General features: G+C 72.8%; 17 protein-coding genes. 11 read left to right on the forward strand and 6 right to left on the reverse strand.

What is annotated here, in order from left to right:
- Positions 1 to 26 precede the first annotated feature (26 nt).
- The gene (locus tag ACZ518_RS27175; protein ID WP_469115752.1) at positions 27 to 815 is read right to left on the reverse strand and encodes a MerR family transcriptional regulator; all 789 of its coding nucleotides are present in this window, start codon (positions 813 to 815) and stop codon (positions 27 to 29) included.
- A 233-nt stretch (positions 816 to 1048) separates the two neighbouring features.
- Here ACZ518_RS27175 and ACZ518_RS27180 point away from each other — a divergent pair, with 233 nt between their 5' ends.
- The 4 genes from ACZ518_RS27180 (at position 1049) to ACZ518_RS27195 (ending at position 4803) form a co-directional block, all read left to right on the forward strand.
- A complete protein-coding gene (locus tag ACZ518_RS27180) occupies positions 1049 to 2689 on the forward strand; it encodes a flavin-containing monooxygenase (protein WP_469115620.1) in 1641 nt (546 codons plus the stop codon).
- Entirely contained in the window at positions 2686 to 3657 is a 972-nt protein-coding gene (locus ACZ518_RS27185) for an alpha/beta fold hydrolase (RefSeq protein ID WP_469115621.1), read from the forward strand. The genes ACZ518_RS27180 and ACZ518_RS27185 overlap by 4 nt, the downstream gene beginning before the upstream one ends.
- Positions 3654 to 4538, forward strand: coding sequence for an SDR family oxidoreductase (locus ACZ518_RS27190; protein WP_469115622.1), 885 nt, complete (start codon positions 3654 to 3656; stop codon positions 4536 to 4538). Before ACZ518_RS27185 ends, ACZ518_RS27190 begins: the two co-directional genes overlap by 4 nt.
- 76 nt (positions 4539 to 4614) lie before the next feature.
- Positions 4615 to 4803, forward strand: coding sequence for a hypothetical protein (locus ACZ518_RS27195; RefSeq protein WP_469115623.1), 189 nt, complete (start codon positions 4615 to 4617; stop codon positions 4801 to 4803).
- 239 nt (positions 4804 to 5042) lie between these two features.
- Here the strand turns inward: ACZ518_RS27195 and ACZ518_RS27200 are convergent, their stop codons facing one another.
- Positions 5043 to 8306: a S41 family peptidase gene (locus ACZ518_RS27200; protein WP_469115624.1), complete on the reverse strand. Its 3264-nt coding sequence runs from the start codon at positions 8304 to 8306 to the stop codon at positions 5043 to 5045.
- Between the two features lie 223 nt (positions 8307 to 8529).
- Between ACZ518_RS27200 and ACZ518_RS27205 the strand changes: the two genes are divergently transcribed.
- Entirely contained in the window at positions 8530 to 9108 is a 579-nt protein-coding gene (locus ACZ518_RS27205; protein ID WP_469115753.1) for a TetR/AcrR family transcriptional regulator, read from the forward strand.
- A 185-nt stretch (positions 9109 to 9293) separates the two neighbouring features.
- Positions 9294 to 11504: an MMPL family transporter gene (locus ACZ518_RS27210; protein ID WP_469115625.1), complete on the forward strand. Its 2211-nt coding sequence runs from the start codon at positions 9294 to 9296 to the stop codon at positions 11502 to 11504.
- 169 nt (positions 11505 to 11673) lie between these two features.
- Here the strand turns inward: ACZ518_RS27210 and ACZ518_RS27215 are convergent, their stop codons facing one another.
- Positions 11674 to 12066 (reverse strand): SsgA family sporulation/cell division regulator, encoded by a 393-nt coding sequence (locus ACZ518_RS27215; protein ID WP_469115626.1) that lies wholly within the window; start codon positions 12064 to 12066, stop codon positions 11674 to 11676.
- Between the two features lie 177 nt (positions 12067 to 12243).
- On the opposite strand from ACZ518_RS27215, the gene ACZ518_RS27220 reads away from it, so the two are divergent.
- From ACZ518_RS27220 to ACZ518_RS27235, 4 genes are all read left to right on the forward strand, one after another.
- Positions 12244 to 13305, forward strand: coding sequence for an energy-coupling factor ABC transporter permease (locus ACZ518_RS27220; RefSeq protein ID WP_469115627.1), 1062 nt, complete (start codon positions 12244 to 12246; stop codon positions 13303 to 13305).
- 1 nt (position 13306) lies between these two features.
- Positions 13307 to 14068 carry a cobalt ECF transporter T component CbiQ gene (gene cbiQ, locus ACZ518_RS27225; protein WP_469115628.1) on the forward strand — a complete coding sequence of 254 codons (762 nt, stop codon included), beginning with the start codon at positions 13307 to 13309 and terminating at the stop codon, positions 14066 to 14068.
- Complete coding sequence (locus ACZ518_RS27230; protein ID WP_469115629.1) at positions 14056 to 14859, forward strand: energy-coupling factor ABC transporter ATP-binding protein; 804 nt, start codon at positions 14056 to 14058, stop codon at positions 14857 to 14859. The genes cbiQ and ACZ518_RS27230 overlap by 13 nt, the downstream gene beginning before the upstream one ends.
- A 154-nt stretch (positions 14860 to 15013) precedes the next feature.
- Positions 15014 to 16195: a serine hydrolase domain-containing protein gene (locus ACZ518_RS27235; RefSeq protein ID WP_469115630.1), complete on the forward strand. Its 1182-nt coding sequence runs from the start codon at positions 15014 to 15016 to the stop codon at positions 16193 to 16195.
- Between the two features lie 34 nt (positions 16196 to 16229).
- Here the strand turns inward: ACZ518_RS27235 and ACZ518_RS27240 are convergent, their stop codons facing one another.
- The 3 genes from ACZ518_RS27240 to ACZ518_RS27250 all read right to left on the reverse strand — a co-directional run bounded on the left by ACZ518_RS27240 (position 16230) and on the right by ACZ518_RS27250 (position 20386).
- Entirely contained in the window at positions 16230 to 16709 is a 480-nt protein-coding gene (locus tag ACZ518_RS27240) for a YbaK/EbsC family protein (RefSeq protein WP_469115631.1), read from the reverse strand.
- A 184-nt stretch (positions 16710 to 16893) separates the two neighbouring features.
- Complete coding sequence (locus ACZ518_RS27245) at positions 16894 to 18540, reverse strand: penicillin-binding transpeptidase domain-containing protein (RefSeq protein WP_469115632.1); 1647 nt, start codon at positions 18538 to 18540, stop codon at positions 16894 to 16896.
- Between the two features lie 79 nt (positions 18541 to 18619).
- On the reverse strand, positions 18620 to 20386 hold the full coding sequence (locus ACZ518_RS27250) for a dolichyl-phosphate-mannose--protein mannosyltransferase (protein ID WP_469115633.1): 1767 nt from the start codon (positions 20384 to 20386) through the stop codon (positions 18620 to 18622).
- 67 nt (positions 20387 to 20453) lie between these two features.
- On the opposite strand from ACZ518_RS27250, the gene rsmI reads away from it, so the two are divergent.
- The gene (gene rsmI / locus ACZ518_RS27255; protein ID WP_469115634.1) at positions 20454 to 21350 is read left to right on the forward strand and encodes a 16S rRNA (cytidine(1402)-2'-O)-methyltransferase; all 897 of its coding nucleotides are present in this window, start codon (positions 20454 to 20456) and stop codon (positions 21348 to 21350) included.
- Positions 21351 to 21379: the final 29 nt, after the last annotated feature.

A 21379-nucleotide genomic window follows, 5' to 3' on the forward strand; every position in this document is an offset into this window, starting at 1 on the left:
TGCGGCCTCTGCGGTGCCTGTGGCGGCTACGGCGCGTGCGGTGCGTGCGGCGGCTGCGGTGCGTGCGGTGCGTGAGGCGGCTGCGGTGCCTGCGGCGCGTGAGGCGCCTGGGGTGCCTGCTGTGCCCGGGCATCCTGGGGCTGCTCGGGCCCGGGTGCCTGGGCGCGCTGCTGGTGCAGGCGGTCCATCGCCATCGTGAGCTCCGCCTCGACCACGCTCTTGGCCAGCGGGCGCAGCCGCGTGACGGCCTCCTGCCCGAGGTGGGCGGAGATCAGCCCGGTGAACAGCTCCGCCAGCGCGTCCGCGTGCTCGCGGACCCGGCGGCCCGTCTCCAGCACCGCCGACAGCGGCACGCCCTCGTGTACCAGTGCCGAGGAGACGTCCAGCAGGCGTCGGCTGACGTGCACGATCTCCTCGCCGTCGGTGGCGACGTAGCCCAGGTCGAGTGCGGCCTCCAGGTTCTCGGGGGTGACCTCGCCCTCGAAGTAGTCGGCGAGCACCTCGGGCGAGAGCCGGACCGGCGTCTCCTCCGACCCGCCGATCCCGAGCAGCTCGCCGAGCTGGCCGACGTCGCGGCCCTTCTCGAAGGCGGCGGTCAGCTCGGCGATGCCGCCGAGGGTGTGGCCGCGGTCCAGCAGGGCGGCGATCGTGCGCAGCCGGGCCAGGTGGCGCTCGTCGTACCAGGCGATACGGCCCTCGCGGCGCGGCGGCGGGAGCAGCTTGCGCTCGCGGTAGAAGCGCAGCGTGCGCACCGGGATGCCGGCCGCCACGGCCAGTTCCTCCGTCCGGTACTCGCGCCGGCACTCGTGCTCCACGGGCTCCACGGCGGGCCGCGCTCCTCTCGTCACCGGTCTGTCCACACCCGCAGCCTAGGGGGTGCCCTGTGGATCACGCCGGGTTCGATCCGCGGGGCGTCCGTAGGGGGTACTCGCGGTAACTTTCCGGGCGCGACCCCTACCCATGGGTACGGAGCTGCTCTACCCTCCCGATTGTGCCAGTGATTGCTGGCAACGTTGCGGTTCGGATTGCGGTGCGGAAGGCGGCGGGCATGGGCGGCACGGTCGGCAAGGGCAGGAAGGTCGGCAAGGGCGCGCGCGAGCACGTACGGGTGGCGGTGGTCGGGTCCGGCTTCGGCGGGCTCGGCGCGGCCGTCCGGCTGCGGCGCGAGGGGATCACCGACTTCGTCGTACTGGAACGGGCCGACTCCGTCGGCGGCACCTGGCGCGACAACAGCTATCCCGGGTGCGCCTGCGACGTGCCCTCGCACCTGTACTCCTTCTCCTTCGCCCCCAACCCCGACTGGCCGCGGACCTTCTCCGGACAGCCCGCCATCCGCGCCTACCTGGAGCACGTCGCCGACACCTTCGGGCTGCGCCCGCACATCAGGCTCGGCCACGAGGTCCTGATGATGCGCTGGGACGCGCAGGAGCTGCGCTGGGAGATCGAGACCTCGGCGGGCGACCTGACCGCCGACGTCGTGGTCTCGGCGACCGGTCCGCTGTCCGACCCCAAGATGCCGGAGATCCCCGGACTCGCGGAGTTCCCCGGCAAGGTCTTCCACTCCGCCCGCTGGGACCACGACTACGACCTGAGCGGCAAGCGCGTCGCCGTGATCGGTACGGGCGCCTCCGCGATCCAGATCGTGCCGGCCATCGCCCCCCGGACGGCCCGCCTGACGCTCTTCCAGCGCACCCCGCCGTGGGTCATGCCGCGCACCGACCGCGCCATCAGCACCGCCGAGCGCTGGCTGCACCGGCAGCTGCCCTTCACCCGGTCGGCCCGCCGCGGGCTGCTGTGGGGGATCCGCGAGCTCCAGGTCAGTGCGTTCACCAAGCGGCCGAACCAGCTCGGGCTCATCGAATCCCTGGCCAAGGCCAATATGGCGCGCTCCATCAAGGACCCGGAGCTGCGGGCCAAGCTCACGCCCTCGTACCGGATCGGCTGCAAGCGGATCCTGCTCTCCAGCGAGTACTACCCGGCGCTGGCCCGGCCCGACGTGGACGTGGTCGCCTCGGGGCTCAAGGAGATCAGGGGCTCGGTGCTCGTCGCCGCCGACGGGACCGAGACCGAGGTGGACGCGATCATCTTCGGGACCGGCTTCCACGTCACGGAACTGCCGGTCGCCGACCGGGTGGTGGGGGCCGACGGACAGACCCTCGCGGATTCCTGGAAGGACGGGATGCAGGCGCTGCGCGGGGCGACCGCGGCCGGCTTCCCCAACTGGATGACGATCATCGGACCGAACACCGGCCTCGGCAACAGCTCGATGATCCTGATGATCGAGTCCCAGCTGAACTACATGGCGGACTACCTGCGCCAGCTCTCCCTCCTCGACGGCGGCGGCCCGGGCGGGCGCACCGCGCTCGCGGCCCGGCCGTCCGCCGTCAACCAGTGGAACCGGCGAGTCCAGGCGCGGATGGAACGGACGGTGTGGAACACCGGCGGCTGCACCAGCTGGTACCTGGACTCCCAGGGCCGCAACACCACCGTCTGGCCGGGGACGACCGGGGAGTTCCGGCGCGAGACGCGCACGGTCGACCTGGCCGAGTACGAGGTCGTACGCGGACGCGACCGCGAGCGCGGCCGGGTCCAGGCCCCCGTCGCCGCGGCCGCTCCGTCGAGCGCCGCCCCCGCTTCCGCCCCCGCTTCCGCCGCTGCCCCCGCTTCCGCCGCGGAGGGGGCCGCGTGAGCCGGCCCGGGCACGTCACCGCCGGGCGGTACGCGCCCCCGGCCGCCGCCCGTGAGCTGGTCGCCGTATCCGCCGACGGGTCCCGGCTGCACGTGGAGGTGCACGGCGCGGAAGGCGCCCCGGCCGTCGTCCTCTCCCACGGCTGGACCTGCTCCACCGCCTTCTGGGCGGCGCAGATCCGCGACCTGGCCCGCGACCACCGGGTCGTCGCCTACGACCAGCGCGGCCACGGCCGCAGCCCGGCGGCCGCCGCCTACAGCACCTCCGCCCTCGCCGACGACCTGGCCGCCGTGCTGAAGGCCGCCCTCGCCCCCGGGGAGCGCGCCGTGGTCGCCGGGCACTCGATGGGCGGTATGACCGTCATGGCCGCCGCCGGCCGCCCCGAGTTCGCCGAGCACGCCGCGGCCGCCCTGCTGTGCAGCACCGGCAGCTCGCGGCTGGTCGCGGAGGCGACCGTACTGCCGCTGCGCGCCGGGCGCGCGAGGACCCGTACGACCCGCGCCGTGCTCGGCTCGCGCGCCCCTCTCGGGCCCGTCACGCCCGTCGCCCGCGCGGTGCTCAAGTACGCCACCATGGGCCCCGGGTCCGCACCGGACCGGGTGGAGGCCTGCGCCCGCATCGTGCACGCCTGCCCGGCGGGGGTGCGCCGCGCCTGGTCCGAGGTGCTGGCGGGGCTGGACCTGGACGCCGAACTGGCCCGGCTGACCGTGCCGACCGCCGTCATCGCCGGCCGGGACGACCGGCTCACCCCCGTAGCCCACGCCCGGCGGCTCGCGGTGGCGCTGCCGCACTGCGTGGGCCTGACCGAACTCACCGGCATGGGGCACATGACCCCCGTGGAGGCCCCCGAGGCCGTCACCGCCGCCGTCCGCGAGCTGACGGGCCGCTACCTCGTCGCCACCACCTCCGAACCGTCCGGCACACCAGCCTCATCCGTCGCAGAGGCAGAGAAGGAGAAGACCGCGTGAGCGCTCGCAGGAGTCTGGAAGGGCAGGTCGCCGTGGTCACCGGCGCAGCCCGCGGGGTCGGCGAACTGCTCGCCCGCAAGCTGTCCGCGCGCGGCGCCAGGATCGCCCTGGTGGGCCTGGAGCCGGAGGCGCTCAAGGAGGTCTCCGGCCGGCTGCACACCGACAGCGACCACTGGCACGCGGACGTCACCGACCACGAGGCCATGGCCAGGGTCGCGCGGGAGGTCAAGGAGCGCTTCGGAAAAGTCGACATCGTCGTCGCCAACGCGGGCGTCGCCGCCGGCGGTCCGTTCGGGGACTCCGACCCCGTGGCCTGGCGCCGCGTCATCGAGGTCAACCTGATCGGCGGCGCCGTCACCGCCCGCGCCTTCCTGCCCGTACTCATGGAGAGCCGCGGCTACTTCCTCCAGATCGCCTCGCTCGCCGCGATCACCCCGGCGCCGATGATGACGGCGTACTGCGCCTCCAAGTCCGGCGTCGAGGCCTTCGCGCACTGCCTGCGCGCCGAAGTCGGCTACAAGGGCGTCAAGGTCGGCGTCGGCTACCTCTCCTGGACCGACACCGACATGGTGCGCGGCGCCGACCAGGACGAGGTCATGCGCGAGCTGCGCCGGCGGCTGCCCTGGCCCTCGAACCGCACCTACCCGCTGGGGCCGGCGGTCGACCGGATCGTGGCCGGCATCGAACGGCGCTCGGCGCACGTGTACGCGCAGTGGTGGCTGCGCGGCATGCAGGGTGCCCGCGGCTACCTGCCGGCGGTCATCGCGGCGGCCGGGAAGCGCGAGATGAAGCGCTTCGAACCGAGGCTCGCCGAGGTCTCCAAGGGGCTCGTGGGGGCCGGCGGGGCGGCCGACGAACAGGAGCGTTCCGGGCGTCGCTGATCGAAATGCGTGCTTTGTTCCCCCGTGTCAGTCTGGTCGAGGCCCAACCACCGACACCCCGTACGGAGTGAGAAGCATGGGTATCAAGGACCAGTTCCAGGACAAGGCCAACGAGATCAAGGAACGGGCGGACCAGGCCAAGCAGGGCGCCAAGGACGAGATGTCCGAGCGCAGCGCGAAGGCCAAGCAGCAGAAGAAGGACATGAAGTCCAAGTCCCAGCAGTCGGCCGACGACATCAGGGGCGAACTCGACGACCGGACCTGAGGTCCGGGAGTGACCGGAACGAACCTTCGGGCCTGACTGCTACCAGGCCCTGGCGCATCCGGCGCCGACGCACACGGCGCCGTCGCACACAGCGCACAGCACACAGCGCCGAGGGGCGCGGTCCGTACCGAGGAGGTACGGACCGCGCCCCTTCCGCGTTTCCGCGTACGCCACCCACATGCCGCCCGCACACCGCCTGCCGCCCGTACGCCTACTCCCGTGGCGGCAGCCCCGTACGCCTACCCCCGCGGCGGCAGCTTCGGACGCCGGCGGTCCGGTACGTCGGTGTAGCCGGGCGGCACGGCAGCCGGGTCCTGTTCCAGCAGCTCCAGCGCCAGGTGCACGGCGTCGTCCAGCTGCGCGTGCCGCCCCTCCGCCCAGTCGAGCGGGGTGCGCAGGATCGCGAGGTCGGGCTCCACGCCGTGGTTCTCCACCGACCAGCCGTACTCCGGGAACCAGGCCGCGTTCATCGGCACGGTGATCACCGTGCCGTCGCCCAGGGTGTGCCGGCCGGTCATCCCGACCACCCCGCCCCAGGTGCGCTGGCCCACCACCGGGCCCAGGCCCAGCAGTTTGAACGCGGCGGTGATCATGTCCCCGTCGGAGGAGGTCGCCTCGTCGGCCAGCGCCACGATCGGGCCGCGGGGCGCGTTGGACGCGTACGAGACCGGCTGCGCGTTGCGCGTCAGGTCCCAGCCGAGGATCGAACGGGTGAGCTTCTCCACCACCAGCTCGCTGATGTGCCCGCCCGCGTTGCCGCGTACGTCCACGATCAGGGCGGGCCGGGACATCTCCATGCGCAGGTCGCGGTTGAACTGCGCCCAGCCGGAGCCGCCCATGTCGGGGATGTGCAGGTAGCCGCAGCGGCCGCCGCTGAGCTCGCGGACCACCGCGCGGCGTTTGGAGACCCAGTCCTGGTAGCGCAGCGGACGCTCGTCGATCAGCGGCACGACCGCGACCCGCCGCGCCCGGCCCTCGCCCTCGGCGGGCTGGAAGGTGAGTTCGACGGTGGTGCCGCCGGCCGCCGACAGCAGCGGGTAGGGGCCGGCGACCGGGTCCACCGGCCGGCCGTCGACGTGCGTGAGGACCGCGCCCTCGCGGATGCCGGTGCCCGCGAGCGGGGAGCGGGCCTTGGAGTCGGAGGACTCGCCGGGCAGGATCCGCTTGACCACCCAGCCCTCCTCCCGGTGCACGAGGTTGGCGCCGAGCAGCCCGATGGCCCGCTGGTAGTGGGGCGGTCCCTCGTTGCGCCGGGCGGGGGAGACGTACGCGTGCGAGGTGCCGAGCTCGCCGAGGACCTCGCGCAGCAGGTCGGCGAACTCGTCGGGGGAGGCGACGCGTTCGACGAGCGGGCGGTACTGGCGCAGCACGCCGTCCCAGTCGATGCCGCACATCTTCGGTTCCCAGAAGTAGGCCTGGATGAGCCGGCCGGCCTCCTCGAAGGCCTGGCGCCACTCGGCGGCCGGGTCCACCTCGTGCAGGATGCGCCGCAGGTCGAGGTAGACGGTGGAGTCGCCGTCACCCGATTCGGTGGCCGGCACGGCGCGGAGGTCACCGTCGTCGTTGACGACGAGCCGGGTGCCGTCGCCGCTGACCGCGAACCAGTCCAGCCCGGACGCCAGTTCGGTCTTGCGGGCCTTGGTCATGTCGAAGTGCTCCAGCGTCGGCTTGCCGCTGGTGTCGGCCGGGTTGGCGAAGGTCTCGCCGAGCGCGCCCGAGATGGGCCAGCGCAGCCAGACCAGTCCGCCGCCGTGCACCGGGTGGAGGGCCGAGTACTTCGACGCGGCGACGGGGAAGGGCGTGACCCGGTTCTCCAGGCCCTCCACCTCCACCGTGACCGTTCCGTCGCCCTCGCCGGGCTCGCTCTCGACCGGGTCGAGCCCGCCCGCCGCGGGCCGGCCGTCGGGGGAGAAGGCGAAGGGGGAGGGGGTGGCCGAGGACAGCGGCACCAGGTAGGGGCGGCAGCCGAGCGGGAAGGAGAGGTCGCCGGTGTGCACGTCGTACACCGGGTCGAAGCCGCGCCAGGACAGGAAGGCGAGGTAACGCCCGTCCCGCGTGAAGACCGGGTTCTCGTCCTCGAAGCGGCCGTTGGTGACGTCGACGACGACGCGCGCGCCGGGCCCGGAGATCTTCGCCATCTTGATCTGCCGCAGGGAGCGTCCGATGCCCGGGTGGGACCAGGTCAGCCAGCAGCCGTCGGGGGAGAAGGCGAGGTCGGTGACGGGTCCGTTGATGGACCGGATGAGCTCGGTGACCTCGCCGTTGGACTCCTCCGTCGCGTCGAGCAGCAGCAGCCGTCCGTCGTTGGAGGCGATGGCGAGCCGCTCGCCGTCGGGGTCGGACAGCAGTTCCGTGACGCGGCCCAGCTCGCCCGAGGCGAGCCGGCGGGGCTCGCGGTCGCCGGAGGCGCGGGGGAGGTAGGCGATCTCGATCGCGTCCTCGCCCTCGGCGTCGGTGACGTAGGCGACCTGCCCGCCGCTGCCGAGCATCTCGGGCAGCCGTACCCGTACGCCGGGGGTGTCGGCGATGGTGCGGGCCGGGCCGTCGCGGTGGGTGAGCCAGTACAGGCTGCCGCGTACGACGACGGCGCTGGCCCGGCCGGTGGTGTCCACGGACAGCGAGTCGACGTTGCTGGCGGCCGGCACCTGGTACGTACGCCGCCCCGCGCGCGGGCCGCCGAGGCGGACCGGCAGCTTGCGCGGCGAGGCCCCCTCGGCGAGGGAGTCCACGAGCCAGATGTCTCCCGCGCACTGGTAGACCACGCGGGAGCCGTCGCTGGAGGCGTGCCGGGCGTAGAACTCGTCGTGGTCGGTGTGGCGGCGCAGTCCGGTGCCGTCGGGCAGGCAGGAGTACAGGTTGCCGATGCCCTCGTGGTCGGAGAGGAAGGCGATCCGGCCGCCGACGAACATCGGGGATTCGAGGTGGCCCTCGATGTCCTCCAGGAGCCGCTGCCCGTGCAGCCAGAGCCGGCCGGTGGCGCCGCCCCGGTACCGCTTCCAGGCGGCGGGCTCGTGCGGGGGCTTGCCGGTCAGCAGCAGGCTGCGGTGCTCGCCGCCGGTGTCGGCGACCTGGATGTCGGAGACCGGACCCCAGGGGAGGCGGCCGCCGGGGCTGCCGTCGGTGGGCAGCTTGTACGCCCAGGAGTAGTACGAGAAGGGCTGCCCGTGCGAGGAGACGGCCAGGACGTTGCCGTCCGGGTCCCAGCCGCAGACCCGGGTGTCGGTGGAGCCCCAGTGGCTGAGCCGGCGGGCGGGGCCGCCGTCGACGGGGGCGAGGTGGATCTCCGGGTCGAGGCTGCGCCAGGTGGTGAAGGCGATGTGCCGGCCGTCGGGGGAGAAGCGCGGGTGGCCGACCCGGGTGCGGTCGACGGTGATGCGCCAGGCGCGGCCGGGGGTCTGGCCCTCGGGAACCAGGGGGGCGACCCAGAGGTCGTCCTCGGTGGCGAAACACAGCAGGTCGTCGTGCAGGTGCGGGAAGCGGAGGTACGCGACGTCGTGACTCACCCCCCAATGCTTTCCGGGCCGAGGGGGCCCGGCAACTCGTACAGGTGACCAAGTGGCGCTCGTGCGGGTGATGTGCGGCGGGTGGGCGGCGTGACCCACGCCACTGCGCTAACGAAACGGAACGGTTTCGTTTCGTTAGTCGGGGAGGTAGGCTCTGAAGAGTACGGAACCGTTTCGTTCGGAGGAGGTCACGATGAAGGCGAGTTGCATGGTGACCGACGTCATGTCGGCCCGCCGCAGCCGGATCACCCCCGAACGGGAAGCCGAACTCCACGAGGCGGTCCTCGACCTCCTGCGCGAGGTCGGCTACGAGGCGCTGACCATGGACGCCGTCGCCGCCCGTACGAAGTCCAGCAAGGCCACCCTCTACCGCCAGTGGGGGAGCAAGCCGGAGCTGGTCGCCAAGGCCCTGCGGTGTACCCAGCCGGTCTCCCTCCGGGAGATCGACACGGGCACCCTGCGCGGGGACTTCGCGATGATGGTCGAGTGCTCCGACGACGCGCAGATGGCCAAGGACACCGCGCTGATTCGGGGCCTGGCCCATGCCGTCCACGCGAGTCCGGAGCTGCACCGGGCACTGCGCGACCTGCTGGTCGACCCGGAGATCAACGGTCTCCAGGTGATGCTGCAGCGCGCCGTCGAGCGGGGCGAGATCCGGCCGGACTGCCCGGCCCTGGACTTCGTGCCGCACATGCTCATCGGGGCGTTCATCGCACTACCGCTGATCGAGGACCGGTCCGTCGACCGGGCCTTCCTCGGCCAGTTCATCGACGCCGTGGTCTTCCCCGCCCTCGGCGTCTGACGTCCCGCCCGGGTACTTCGCCCGAGGCCGGCTCCCCGGCCGCACGACCGTGCGAAGTACAGCTCCCCAGAAGTACAGAACGTCCTACCTGCTGCTCCTGACACGCCGCTCTCGTCGTCGGGCCGGCTTTCCACGCCCTGATCCGTCCCGGATCCATCCCACGACCTGAACGGGAGAACCACGACGTGGCCACCTTCCTCTACCGGCTCGGCCGCGGCGCCTTCAGGCGCCGCGGCCTGGTCGCCCTCGTATGGGTGGCGCTGCTCGTCGCCGCGGGCTTCGGCGCCGCGACGGCCTCCGCGCCCACCTCCGGCTCGTTCTCGATACCCGGCACGGAGGCCCAGAAGGCCTTCGACCTGCTGGACGAGAAGTTCCCGGGCATGTCCGCCGACGGCGCGACCGCCCGCATCGTCGTCAAGGCCCCGGCCGGCGCCAAGGTCACCGACCCGGGCCCCAAGGCCGAGGTCGAGAAGCTCATCTCCGGCCTGAAGAGCGGCGACGGCGCCGCCCAGATCGCCACCGTCGACGACCCGTACCAGACGAAGGCGGTGAGCCAGGACGGCTCCACCACCTACGTCAGCGTGAAGTACAAGGTCAGCGGCATGGAGCTGAAGGACGACACCCGAGAGGCGCTCAAGGACTCGGGCCACGCGGCCCAGAAGGCCGGCCTCCAGGTGGAGATCGGCGGCGACGCGCTGATGGAGGCCCCGGAGACGGGCTCCGGTGAGGCCATCGGCATCCTGATCGCCGGCATCGTCCTCGTCATCACCTTCGGCTCGCTGATCGCCGCCGGGCTGCCGCTGCTGACCGCGCTGATCGGCGTCGGCATCGGCGTCTCCTCGATCACCGCGCTCGCCAACGTCCTGGACCTCGGCTCCACCACCTCCACCCTCGCGATGATGATCGGCCTCGCGGTCGGCATCGACTACGCGCTCTTCATCGTCTCCCGCTACCGCGCGGAGCTCGCCGAGGGCCGGGAGCGCGACGAGGCCGCCGGCCGCGCCGCCGGAACCGCCGGCTCCGCCGTGGTCTTCGCCGGCCTGACCGTGGTCATCGCCCTGGTGGGCCTGGCCGTCGTCAACATCCCGATGCTGACGAAGATGGGTGTCGCCGCCGCCGGAACGGTGGTCATCGCGGTGCTCGTCGCCCTGACGCTGGTCCCGGCGATCCTGGGCTTCGCGGGCAAGAAGGTGCTGCCCGCCGGCCAGAAGAGCAAGCTGTTCGGCAAGGGCCGCCCGGCCGGCGCCGAGCCCAAGGCCAACGGCGGCACCCGCTGGGCCCGCTTCGTGCTGCGCCGTCCGGTGACGGTGCTGCTGGCCGGTGTGATCGGCCTCGGCGCCATCGCGATCCCGGCGAGCAAGCTGGAGATGGGCCTGCCGGACGACGGCGCCAAGCCGGTCTCCACCAGCCAGCGCAAGGCGTACGACATGCTGTCCGAGGGCTTCGGCCCCGGCTTCAACGGTCCGCTGATGGTGGTCGTCGACGGCGACAAGGCGCTGGCCGACAGCACCGCCGACCGGATCAAGGGCCTGGACGGGGTGGCGGCCGTGATGCCCCCGCTCCAGAACGAGGCCAAGGACGCCGCGATCGTCAGCGTGATCCCGAAGGACCGGCCGTCCTCCACCGAGACCGAGGACCTGGTCCACGCGATCCGCGAGGGCAACGGCAACGACGTGTTCGTCAGCGGCCAGACCGCGATGAACATCGACTTCTCGCAGAAGATGAACGACGCGCTGCTGCCCTACCTTGCGCTCGTGGTCGGCCTCGCCTTCCTGCTGCTGATGCTGGTCTTCCGCTCGGTCCTGGTCCCGCTCAAGGCGGCGCTCGGCTTCCTGCTGTCGGTCGTCGCGGCCCTCGGCGCGGTCGTCGCGGTCTTCCAGTGGGGCTGGCTCGGCTCGCTCTTCGGCGTGGAGCAGACCGGTCCGATCATGTCGATGATGCCGATCTTCATGGTGGGCGTGGTCTTCGGCCTGGCCATGGACTACGAGGTCTTCCTGGTCACCCGCATGCGTGAGGCGTACGTCCACGGCGAGCGGCCGGGGCAGGCCGTGGTGACCGGCTTCCAGTACAGCGCCCGCGTGGTCGTGGCCGCCGCCGTCATCATGATCGCCGTGTTCTCCGGGTTCCTCGGCGCCAGCGACTCGATGGTGAAGATGATCGGCTTCGGCCTGGCCGTCGCCGTCCTCTTCGACGCCTTCGTGGTGCGCATGGCCATCGTTCCGGCAGTGCTGGCGCTGCTCGGCCACAAGGCCTGGTGGCTGCCGAAGTGGCTCGACCGGATCCTGCCCAACGTGGACGTGGAGGGCGAGAGCCTGCGCAAGCACCTGGGCGAGTCCGGGTCCGAGGCCGGCTCGCCGGAGGACCCCGACAAGCAGCGCGAGCTCGTCAACGCCTGACGTCGCGCGCAAGGGCCACGGCCTGGGCCACGGCCTGGGCCACGGTCCGGGCCGCAGCCCGGGCCACCGCCCGGTCAACTTCCCGGGTCAACATCAGGCCCGGAAAGTCACACCTGCTGAACGCCGGCCCCGTACCTGGAACCCCAGGTGCGGGGCCGGTGGCGTTCCGCTACGCCGTCCGGGTGGTGGCGTACGTACGGCGCAGGAAGCGGCGCAGCGCGGCGCTGTCGAACTGGAGGACGGCGACCCCCTCGGGCGAGTGGAACTCCACCACCGCCTGGACGCGCCCGCACGGCCAGACGCGCACGTCCCCGCTCCCGGACGGGGCCAGCAGGCCGGCCTCCAGGAGGGCCAGGGGGAAGACCCACTCGTTGTCGGTGTCCTCGGGGGACAGCTCGGCGGGGAAGACCACGCGCATGGCCAGCGGCTCGGCGGGGGTGAAGCGCAGGGCCACCGGAATGGCCCGGTAGAGGGGGTCGTCGGTGATCACGCGGGCGCGCACCCGCTCCTCGACGGCGGTCGGGGTGGCGGTGGCTGCTGGATTCTCGGCGGTGGCTGACATCGACAAGACTCCTCTAAATCGGAACATTTGCGTCCGTTTGTCCGTCCAGCCTCGCACATTCCGACGAAATCGCACGGATCTATTTGTGACCTGGCTGCTCTTGCCAACGGTTTGCAACTGGGCACTACTCTTGAACGGCTAAAGACTTGTGCGAGAAAGAGGAAGCGGAGCTTCTCCATGCATGTGCCCGACGGATTCATCAACACACCCGTCTCGGTTGCCGCAGGAGTAGCGGCCGCCGCCGCTGTCGCGGTCAGCCTGCGCGGCGCCCGCCGTGAGCTCGACGAGCGCACCGCCCCGCTGGCCGGCCTCGTCGCCGCCTTCATCTTCGCCGTGCAGATGCTGAACTTCCCGGTCGCCGCCGGCACCAGCGGCCACCTCCTCGGAGGGGCCCTCGCCGCCATACTCGTCGGCCCGTACACAGGCGTGCTGTGCGTCTCCGTCGTCCTGCTGATGCAGGGCATCCTCTTCGCCGACGGCGGCCTCACCGCCCTCGGCGTCAACGTCCTCAACATGGCCGTGGTGACCGTGGTCGTCGCCTACGCCGTCTTCCGCGGGCTCCTCAAGCTGCTGCCCGCCGGCCGCCGCTCGGTCACCGTCGCCGCCTTCACCGGCGCCCTGCTCTCCGTGCCCGCCGCTGCCGCCGCCTTCACGGTCCTCTACGCCCTCGGCGGCACCACCGACGTCCCGATCGGCAAGGTCGTCACCGCCATGGTCGGCGTCCACGTCCTCATCGGCATCGGCGAGGCCGCCATCACCGCCGCGACCGTCGGCGCCGTGATCGCCGTACGCCCCGACCTGGTGCACGGCGCGCGCCGCCTGACCGCCCCGCTGAAGCTGCGCGTCGGCGGTGAGCTGGTCGACGCCCCCGCGCCCGCCGCCACGCCGGTGCCGGCCGCCGCCCGCTCCACCCGCACGCTCTGGCTGACCGGCCTGGCCACCGCCCTCGTCCTGGCCGGCTTCGTCTCCTTCTACGCCTCCGCCAGCCCCGACGGCCTGGAGAAGGTCGCCGCCGACAAGGGCATCGACACCAAGGTCGAGGAACATGCCGCAGCCGACTCCCCGCTCGCCGACTACAGTGTCAAGGACGTCTCCGACGCCCGCCTGTCCGGCGGCCTCGCGGGCGTCATCGGCGTCGGCGCGACCGTGGCCGTCGGCACCGGCGTGTTCTGGGCCGTGCGCCGCCGCCGCGCGCAGGAGCTGACCGCGACGTCCACGGCCGCCCCGACGGCCGGCTGACATGGGGGCCGGCCACGCGCACAAGCTCTACCGGCACGGGCACTCGCCCGTGCACGAGCTGCCGCCGCACTGCAAGATCGCCGCGACGTTCGCGTTCGTGGTCGTCGTCGTGTCCACCCCGCGCGAGGCCATGTGGGCCTTCGCGGGGTACGCGGTCCTCCTCGCCGCCGTCGCGGCGGCGGCCCGGATCCCCGCGGGCTTCATGCTGCGGCGGATGCTGATCGAGGTGCCGTTCGTGCTCTTCGCCGTGCTCATGCCCTTCGTGTCCCAGGGCGAACGGGTGGAGGTGCTCGGCATGTCCCTGAGCGTGTCCGGCCTCTGGGGCGCCTGGAACGTCCTGGCCAAGGGCACCCTCGGCGTGGCCGCCTCCGTACTGCTCGCCTCCACCACCGAACTGCGCGCCCTGCTGCTGGGACTCCAGCGGCTGAAGCTGCCGCCGCTGCTCGTGCAGATCGCCTCCTTCATGATCCGGTACGGCGACGTCATCACCGACGAGCTGCGGCGCATGTCCATCGCCCGGCGCTCGCGCGGGTTCGAGGCGCGCGGTGTCCGGCACTGGGGGGTGCTGGCCAAGACGGCCGGCGCCCTCTTCATCCGCTCCTACGAACGCGGCGAGCGGGTCTACCTCGCCATGGTCAGCCGCGGCTACGCCGGTTCCATGCCGGTGATCGACGACGTCACGGCCACCCGCGCCCAGTGGGCGTACTCGGCCGTGCTGCCCGTGACGGCCCTCGCCGTCTGTCTGATGGGATGGACGCTGTGACGTCTCCTTCCGCTTCCTCTTCCCCTTCCGCCTCCCCTTCCTCCTCGGCGCCCTCGCTTGAGGTGTCCGGGGTCGCCTACGCATACCCGGACGGGCACCAGGCCCTCTTCGGGGTCGACCTCACCGTCGGCCGCGGGGAGCGGGTCGCGCTGCTCGGCCCCAACGGCGCGGGGAAGACCACTCTCGTGCTGCACCTCAACGGCATCCTCGGCGGCGGGGTCGGCTCGGTGAGCGTGGCCGGGCTGCCCGTGGAGAAGCGGAACCTCGCCGAGATCCGGCGCCGGGTGGGCATCGTCTTCCAGGACCCCGACGACCAGCTGTTCATGCCGACCGTGCGGGAGGACGTGGCCTTCGGCCCGGCGGCGGCCGGTCTGCGGGGCGCGGAACTGGAGGAGCGGGTCCGCGAGGCGCTCGAACTGGTCGGCATGGCCGGCTTCGCCGACCGGCCCCCGCACCACCTGTCCTTCGGACAGCGCCGACGGGTGGCGGTGGCGACCGTACTGGCGATGCGGCCGGAGATCCTCGTCCTGGACGAGCCCTCCTCCAACCTGGACCCGGCCTCGCGGCGCGAGCTCGCCGACATCCTGCGGTCGCTGGACGTGACCGTGCTGATGGTGACCCACGACCTGCCGTACGCGCTGGAGCTGTGCCCGCGCTCGGTGATCCTGAGCGAGGGGGTCATCGCCGCCGACGGGCGCACCCGGGACCTGCTGTGCGACGACACGCTGATGCGGGAGCACCGGCTGGAGCTGCCGTTCGGCTTCGACCCGCGGTCGGTGGCGGCCGCGTAGGGAGGCGGCGCCGGGCGGACGGCGCCGGCGGTGACGCAATGCGGTCGGCTAATGCCACAGAGTGGGGATGTGGCATTAGCCGGTGGTGTCGGGCGGCGGCGCTGGCCGGCGGGGTGCACGGAAGGTGCGTGGTCGGCGGCATAAGGGGCGGCCGATGGTTGTTGGACGGCTCGTGAACATCCAGGGTGTGGTGACCGAGGGCTTCGAGCCCGTCAGAGACGCCTTCGCGCGCAATTTCGAGGTCCTCGGGGACCGTGGTGCGGCCGTGGCCGTGTACCGGGACGGCCGCAAGGTCGTCGACCTGTGGGCCGGCACGAAGGACGCGGACGGCGACGCCGCCGGGCCCTGGACCGAGGACACCGTGACCATCGTGCGCTCAGCCACCAAGGGCGTGGCGGCCGCCGTCCCGCTGCTGCTGCACCAGCGCGGACTGCTGGACCTGGACGCGCCGGTGGGCTCGTACTGGCCCGAGTTCAAGGCGGGCGGCAAGGAGAAGACGCTGGTCCGCCACCTTCTCGCCCACCAGGCCGGCGTGCCCGCGCTGGACCGGGGGCTCACCACGGCGCAGGCCGCCGACGGGGTGAGCGGGGCGCGCGCGGTCGCCGCGCAGCGGGCCTTCTGGGAGCCGGGCGCCGAGCACGGCTACCACGCGCAGACCTTCAGCTGGCTGGTCTCCGAGCTGGTGCTGCGGGCGACGGGCCGCACCGTCGGCGGGATCCTGGCGGAGGAGATAGCCGAGCCGCTGGGGCTGGACTTCTGGATAGGCCTGCCGGAGAGCGAGGCGCCGCGGGTGGGCCGGGTGGCGCCGGTGGAGCCGCCGGCGAGCGCGGGGCTGCTGAAGACCCGGCCGAGGAGGAACGTTTCCGAGGCATACGCCGACCCGGACTCCCTCACCCGGCGCGCCTTCGCGGCCATCGACCCCATCCCGGACGAGAACGACCCCGTCTACCAGGCGGCCGAGCTGCCCGGTTCCGCCGGCATCGGCACGGCCCGGGCCCTGGCCCGCTTCTACGGGGCGACCATCGGCGTGGTGGAGGACGGCGCCCGGATCTTCACCCCCGCCACCACCGCGCTGGCGGGCACCGAGTTCGCGTCCGGGCCGGACCGGGTGCTGGTCGTGAACACCCGCTTCGGCCCGGGCTACATGCTGCACGGGCCGGCGTCCCCGCTGCTGTCCCCGGCCTCCTTCGGCCACCCCGGGCGGGGCGGGTCCCTGGCCTTCGCCGACCCGGAGTCGGGGATCGGCTTCGGCTACGTCACCAACGCCCACGCCAAGTCGGTCACCGCCGACCCGCGTGCGCAGGCGCTGGTGCGGGCGCTGCGGTCCTGCCTCTGACGCCTTGCGGCGGCTCCGGGCAGGCCGGGCGCGGTCAGGCGCCTTCGCGTACGTCGGCCAGTGCGGCCGCGGCGTGCTCGATGAGCTCCTTCGGGGCCATGGGGAAGACGGTGTGCGGGGTGCCGGCCGCGGCCCAGACCACGTCGTGCTCCAGCAGCGAGCGGTCGGCCAGTACCCGGGTGCGGGTGCGGTGGCCGAAGGGCGGGACACCGCCGATGGCGTAGCCGGTGGTCTCGCGGACGAGCGTGGCGTCGGCGCGGGTGACCTTCGCGGCGCCGAGTTGACGCCGTACGGCCTCGACGTCGACCCGTGAGGCGCCGTCCATGAGGACCAGGACCGGGACCCCGTCCGCCGCGAAGATCAGCGACTTCACGATCTGGCTGAGCTCGCAGCCGATCGCGGCGGCGGCGTCGGCGGCCGTCCGGGTCCCTTCGGGGAACGCGCGGACGTCGAGGTCGAGGCCCAGCTCGTTGAGGGCCCGGGCGAAGAGGGGGTGCGGGGTGCTGGTCGTCATGCCCGGACGCTAGCGCCGCGCGGGGCCCGGAGGCCACGCCTTTTGCCCGGCGCCGGGCGGGGCGGGCCGGGCCAGCGCGGGCCGGGCCCGCCCCCGCACGCCGTGCCCCGTACCGCTCGCCCCGTACCTCGCCCCGTACCGGCGCGCCCCCTACCGGCGCGGCCGCCGTCGGCCCCCGCCCCCGTCAGGAGGCGTTCAGGACCGTCGCGACGATGGGCCCCGCCGAGTCGCCGCCGTGGCCGCCGCCTTCGACCATGGCGGCCGCCGCCACGTCGCCCCGGAAGCCCGTGAACCAGCTGTCCGGCGCCGCCGCGCCGTCGACCTCCGCCGAGCCGGTCTTCGCGCCCTTGTCGGAGCCGCCGACGGACGCCATGGCGCCCGCAGCGGTGCCGCCGGGGCCGGCGGCCTGCTTCATCATCCGCACCAGCTGCGCCGACACCCCGGGCGCCAGCGAGCGCGGGGCGGCGGCCAGGGTGCGGCCGTCCAGCGAGGCCTTCACCAGCACCGGCTGCCGGAACATCCCGGTCCGGGCGGTCGCCGTGATCGACGCGACGTTCAGCGGGTTCATCTGGATCGCGCCCTGGCCGATGTACTCCGCGGCCGCCGCCGGACCGGAGGTCACCGGCACGCTGCCGTCCTGGGACGGGATGCCGGTCTTCCAGTCCAGCCCGATGCCGAAGGCCTCCTTGGCCACCCTCGGCAGCGCGCCGTTGTCGCCGACCTCGTTGATCAGGCCGATGAAGGCCGTGTTGCAGGACTTGGCGAAACTGGTCGAGAAGGGCTGGCCCTTCAGCGAGAAGTTGTTCAGGTTGTGGAAGACCTTGCCGTCCCACGAGACGCTCTGCGGGCAGTCCGCCGGGCGGTCCGCCGCCACCAGGCCCTTCTCCAGCAGCATCGCCGCCGTCACGATCTTCATCGTCGAGCCCGGGGCCCGCCGGCCCTGCATCGCCGCGTTGAAGCCGTCCCTGCGGTGGTTGGCCACCGCCAGGATGTCGCCGGTGCTCGGCTGGACGGCGACCACGGACGCCTCGGGGTGCTGCGCGACCGCCTTCTCCGCCGCCGCCTGCACGTCGGCGTCCAGCACGGTCTGGATCCGTCCCGGCTTGCCCTCCACCAGCGTCAGCAGGCTCCGCTTCGGCGCGTCCTGGGCCGCCGGTTCGATCCACAGCTCGACGCCGGGCGTGCCGCCGCTCTTCTCCCCGTAGGTCTTGCGCAGCGAGTCCAGCACCGGCCGCAGCGACGGGTACTGCTCGGGCGTCAGCTCCTTGCCGTTGCGGTCGACCGCCTTGACCGGCGGGCTCGCCGGGGTGCCCGCGCGCAGCTTCTCGTCCTTCTGGAGCTGCGGGTGGATTACCGAGGGCTGCCAGTCGACGAGCGGCTTGCCGCTGTCGATGCCCCGGACGACCGTCAGGCGGGAGTCGTAGACGAGGGGCTTGGTCGTGCCCTGGTGGCTGATCTCCGCCTCGACCTTGAACGGCACCGCGGTGCCCTCCGCGGTGCCGGGGGTGATGACGGCCTTGGACACCATCGCCTTGGCCCGGTAGTCGGCCACCGCGGTCTGCGCGGCCTGCGCGTTGTTGGTGAGCTCGGCGGCCGTGCGGTCGTCGCCGGCCGCCCACGCCGCGAGGAAGGCCTTCGCGGTGGCGGCCGCCTCCTTGTCCGTGACCGGCCCGCTCCCCTTCGACGCGGGTGACGCGCTGTTCGCCGCGCCGCGGGTGCCCGAGCCGCCGTCACCGCTGTCCCCGACCAGTGCGTACACCCCGTACGCGGTGCCGCCGACCATCGCGAGGAACACCCCGCCGACGATGGCACCCTTCGCTGCCCCGTTCACTGCGTCCCCTCCCCAGGAACCCCCGTTCTCTGAACATGTTCAAAGAACCTGTGAGGGGACCTTACCGCTCAGTAACGGTTCAGATCCAGCTGTCCAGCCACATCCGGCCGCGCCACGAGTCCATGGGCAGGGTCTGACCGGTGTAGATCGGCCAGAAATAGATGAAATTCCAGATGATGAGGAGGACGAGGACGCCCGCGCCGATCGCGCCCACCGCGCGCCGCCGCTCCGAGGAGCCCGCCGGGCCCAGCAGGGCGCCGGCCATCATCGCCACCGCCAGGCACAGGTACGGGACGAAGACCACCGCGTAGAAGTAGAAGATGGTCCGCTCCTGGTAGTTGAACCAGGGCAGCAGGCCGGCGCCCAGCGCGCACGCGATCGCGCCCGCCCGCCAGTCGCGGCGGAAGAACCACCGCCACAGCACGTACAGCAGTGCGAAGCAGCCCGCCCACCACAGCAGCGGCGTGCCGAGTGCCAGCACCTCGCGGGCGCACTTGCCGGCCGCGGACGCCGGGCAGCCGTCGGTGCCGGGCGAGGGGGACTCGTAGAAGTAGGAGACGGGGCGGCCCAGGACCAGCCAGCTCCACGGGTTCGACTCGTAGGTGTGGCCGGAGGTCAGGCCCACGTGGAACTTGTAGACCTCCGTCTCGTAGTGCCACAGGCTGCGCAGCCACTCCGGGAGGAAGGACAGCGCGCTGTTCTGGTCGGACTTGGCGGCCCAGTCGCGGAAGTAGCCGCCCTTGCCGTCGTCCGGGCTGAGGATCCAGCCCGTCCAGGAGGCCAGGTAGACGGCGACTGCCACCGGCACCGTCGACAGGAAGCCGGGCAGCGCGTCGCGGCGCAGCATCGCCGCGTACGGGGCACCCGCGCCGGCGGTGCGGCGGGCGGCGGCGTCCCACAGGACGGTGAGGATCCCGAAGAAGGCCAGCACCACGAGGCCGTTCCACTTGGTGCCGAAGGCCAGGCCCAGGCAGACGCCGGCCAGCAGCCGGTACGGGCGCCAGCCCAGCCGCAGGGTCTCCGCGACCCTCACGTCGGGGTGGGCGCGGCCCTCCTCGTCGACCGGCAGGGCGGCGGCGAGCCTGGCGCGCGCCTTGTCCCGGTCGACGACCAGCGCCCCGAACGCCGCCAGGACGAAGAACATCAGCACCAGGTCGAGCAGCGCTGTCCGGCTCATCACCAGGTGCAGCCCGTCGACCGCCAGCAGCGCGCCCGCGAGGCAGCCGAGGAAGGTGGAGCGGAACAGCCGCCGGCCGATGCGGCACACCATCAGCACCGACAGGGTGCCGAGCACCGCCGTCATGAACCGCCAGCCGAAGGGGGTGAATCCGAACATCCACTCGCCGAGGCCGATCACCCATTTGCCGACGGGCGGGTGCACGACGTAGCCGGGGTCCAGGGGCAGCGGTACCGCGTCGGGATTCGAGAGGATCGACTTGTCGACATCCTTGGGCCAGCTGGCTTCGTAGCCCTGCTTGATGGTGGCCCACGCGTCCTTGGCGTAGTACGTCTCGTCGAATATCACCGCCTTGGGGCTGCCCAGGTGCGTGAACCGCAGCACCCCCGCCACCAGGGTGATCAGCAGCGGCCCCGCCCAGGCCATCACCCGCTGCCAGGTCCGCCGGCCCTCCTCGGGGATCCCGAGCGCCGTCCACAGCTGTGCGGAGGGCCGTGCGTACGGGGGCACGAGGCGGGTGCGGACGTCGGCCACCGGCGCGGCCGGCGCGTAGCCGAACCCGCGCAGGCGGCGCAGCCACACGGGCGGCTCGTAGTCGGAGTCGCCTCCGCCCGGAGGGACGGGCGGGGCCCCCGCGGGGCTGGGCGGCGGCGTCGCGGTACTGGTCACCGGATCATCGTAGGGAACGCCCCTGTGGAGCCCCAGCCCCCACGAGCCCCAATGAGAGGATGAGCCGGTGACAGCAGACCAGCCCCGCGGTGCCGAAGCCCCCTCCTCCCACGGCGTACTCGTCCTCGCCGGGACCCCCATCGGTGATCTCGCCGACGCCCCGCCCCGGCTCGCGGCCGAGCTGGAGCGGGCCGACGTGATCGCCGCCGAGGACACCCGGCGGCTGCGCCGGCTCACGCAGGGGCTCGGCGTGCACACCACCGGGCGCGTCCTGTCGTACTTCGAGGGCAACGAGTCCGCCCGCACCCCCGAACTGGTCGAGGCCCTGGAGGCCGGCCGGCGGGTGCTGCTGGTGACCGACGCCGGAATGCCCTCGGTCTCCGACCCCGGCTACCGGCTGGTGGCCGCCGCCGTCGAGAAGGACATCAAGGTCACGGCCGTGCCCGGGCCGTCCGCCGTGCTCACCGCGCTCGCCCTGTCCGGGCTGCCCGTGGACCGCTTCTGCTTCGAGGGCTTCCTGCCGCGCAAGGCGGGCGAGCGCCTGGGCCGGCTCCGCGAGGTGGAGGGCGAGCGGCGCACCCTCGTCTACTTCGAGGCCCCGCACCGGCTGGACGACACCCTGGCGGCCATGGCCGAGGTGTTCGGCGCCGGCCGGCGGGCCGCCGTGTGCCGCGAGCTGACCAAGACCTACGAGGAGGTCAGGCGCGGCGGACTCGGCGAGCTCGCCGAGTGGGCGGCCGAGGGTGTGCGCGGCGAGATCACCGTCGTGGTCGAGGGCGCTCCCGCGGCCGCGCCCGGCGACGTGGACGACGAGGAGCTCGTGCGCCGCGTGCGCGTGCGCGAGGAGGCCGGCGAGCGCCGCAAGGAGGCCATCGCGGCGGTCGCGGCGGAAGCCGGGGTACCCAAGCGCGAGGTCTTCGACGCGGTGGTCGCGGCAAAGAATGCGACACAAAAGATGCCGTAAGTCGGTAAAGAGCTAACCTGAAAAGCAAA

This window comes from Streptomyces sp. NPDC033966, from assembly GCF_055575955.1.

Coding starts and splice junctions, on each gene's coding strand:
- ACZ518_RS27235 (WP_469115630.1), top strand. CDS start 15,014: ATGGTTGTTGGACGGCTCGTGAACATCCAGGGTGTGGTGACCGAGGGC.
- ACZ518_RS27215 (WP_469115626.1), bottom strand. CDS start 12,066: ATGTCAGCCACCGCCGAGAATCCAGCAGCCACCGCCACCCCGACCGCC.
- ACZ518_RS27180 (WP_469115620.1), top strand. CDS start 1,049: ATGGGCGGCACGGTCGGCAAGGGCAGGAAGGTCGGCAAGGGCGCGCGC.
- ACZ518_RS27205 (WP_469115753.1), top strand. CDS start 8,530: ATGTCGGCCCGCCGCAGCCGGATCACCCCCGAACGGGAAGCCGAACTC.
- ACZ518_RS27195 (WP_469115623.1), top strand. CDS start 4,615: ATGGGTATCAAGGACCAGTTCCAGGACAAGGCCAACGAGATCAAGGAA.
- ACZ518_RS27220 (WP_469115627.1), top strand. CDS start 12,244: ATGCATGTGCCCGACGGATTCATCAACACACCCGTCTCGGTTGCCGCA.
- ACZ518_RS27230 (WP_469115629.1), top strand. CDS start 14,056: ATGGACGCTGTGACGTCTCCTTCCGCTTCCTCTTCCCCTTCCGCCTCC.
- cbiQ (WP_469115628.1), top strand. CDS start 13,307: ATGGGGGCCGGCCACGCGCACAAGCTCTACCGGCACGGGCACTCGCCC.
- ACZ518_RS27240 (WP_469115631.1), bottom strand. CDS start 16,709: ATGACGACCAGCACCCCGCACCCCCTCTTCGCCCGGGCCCTCAACGAG.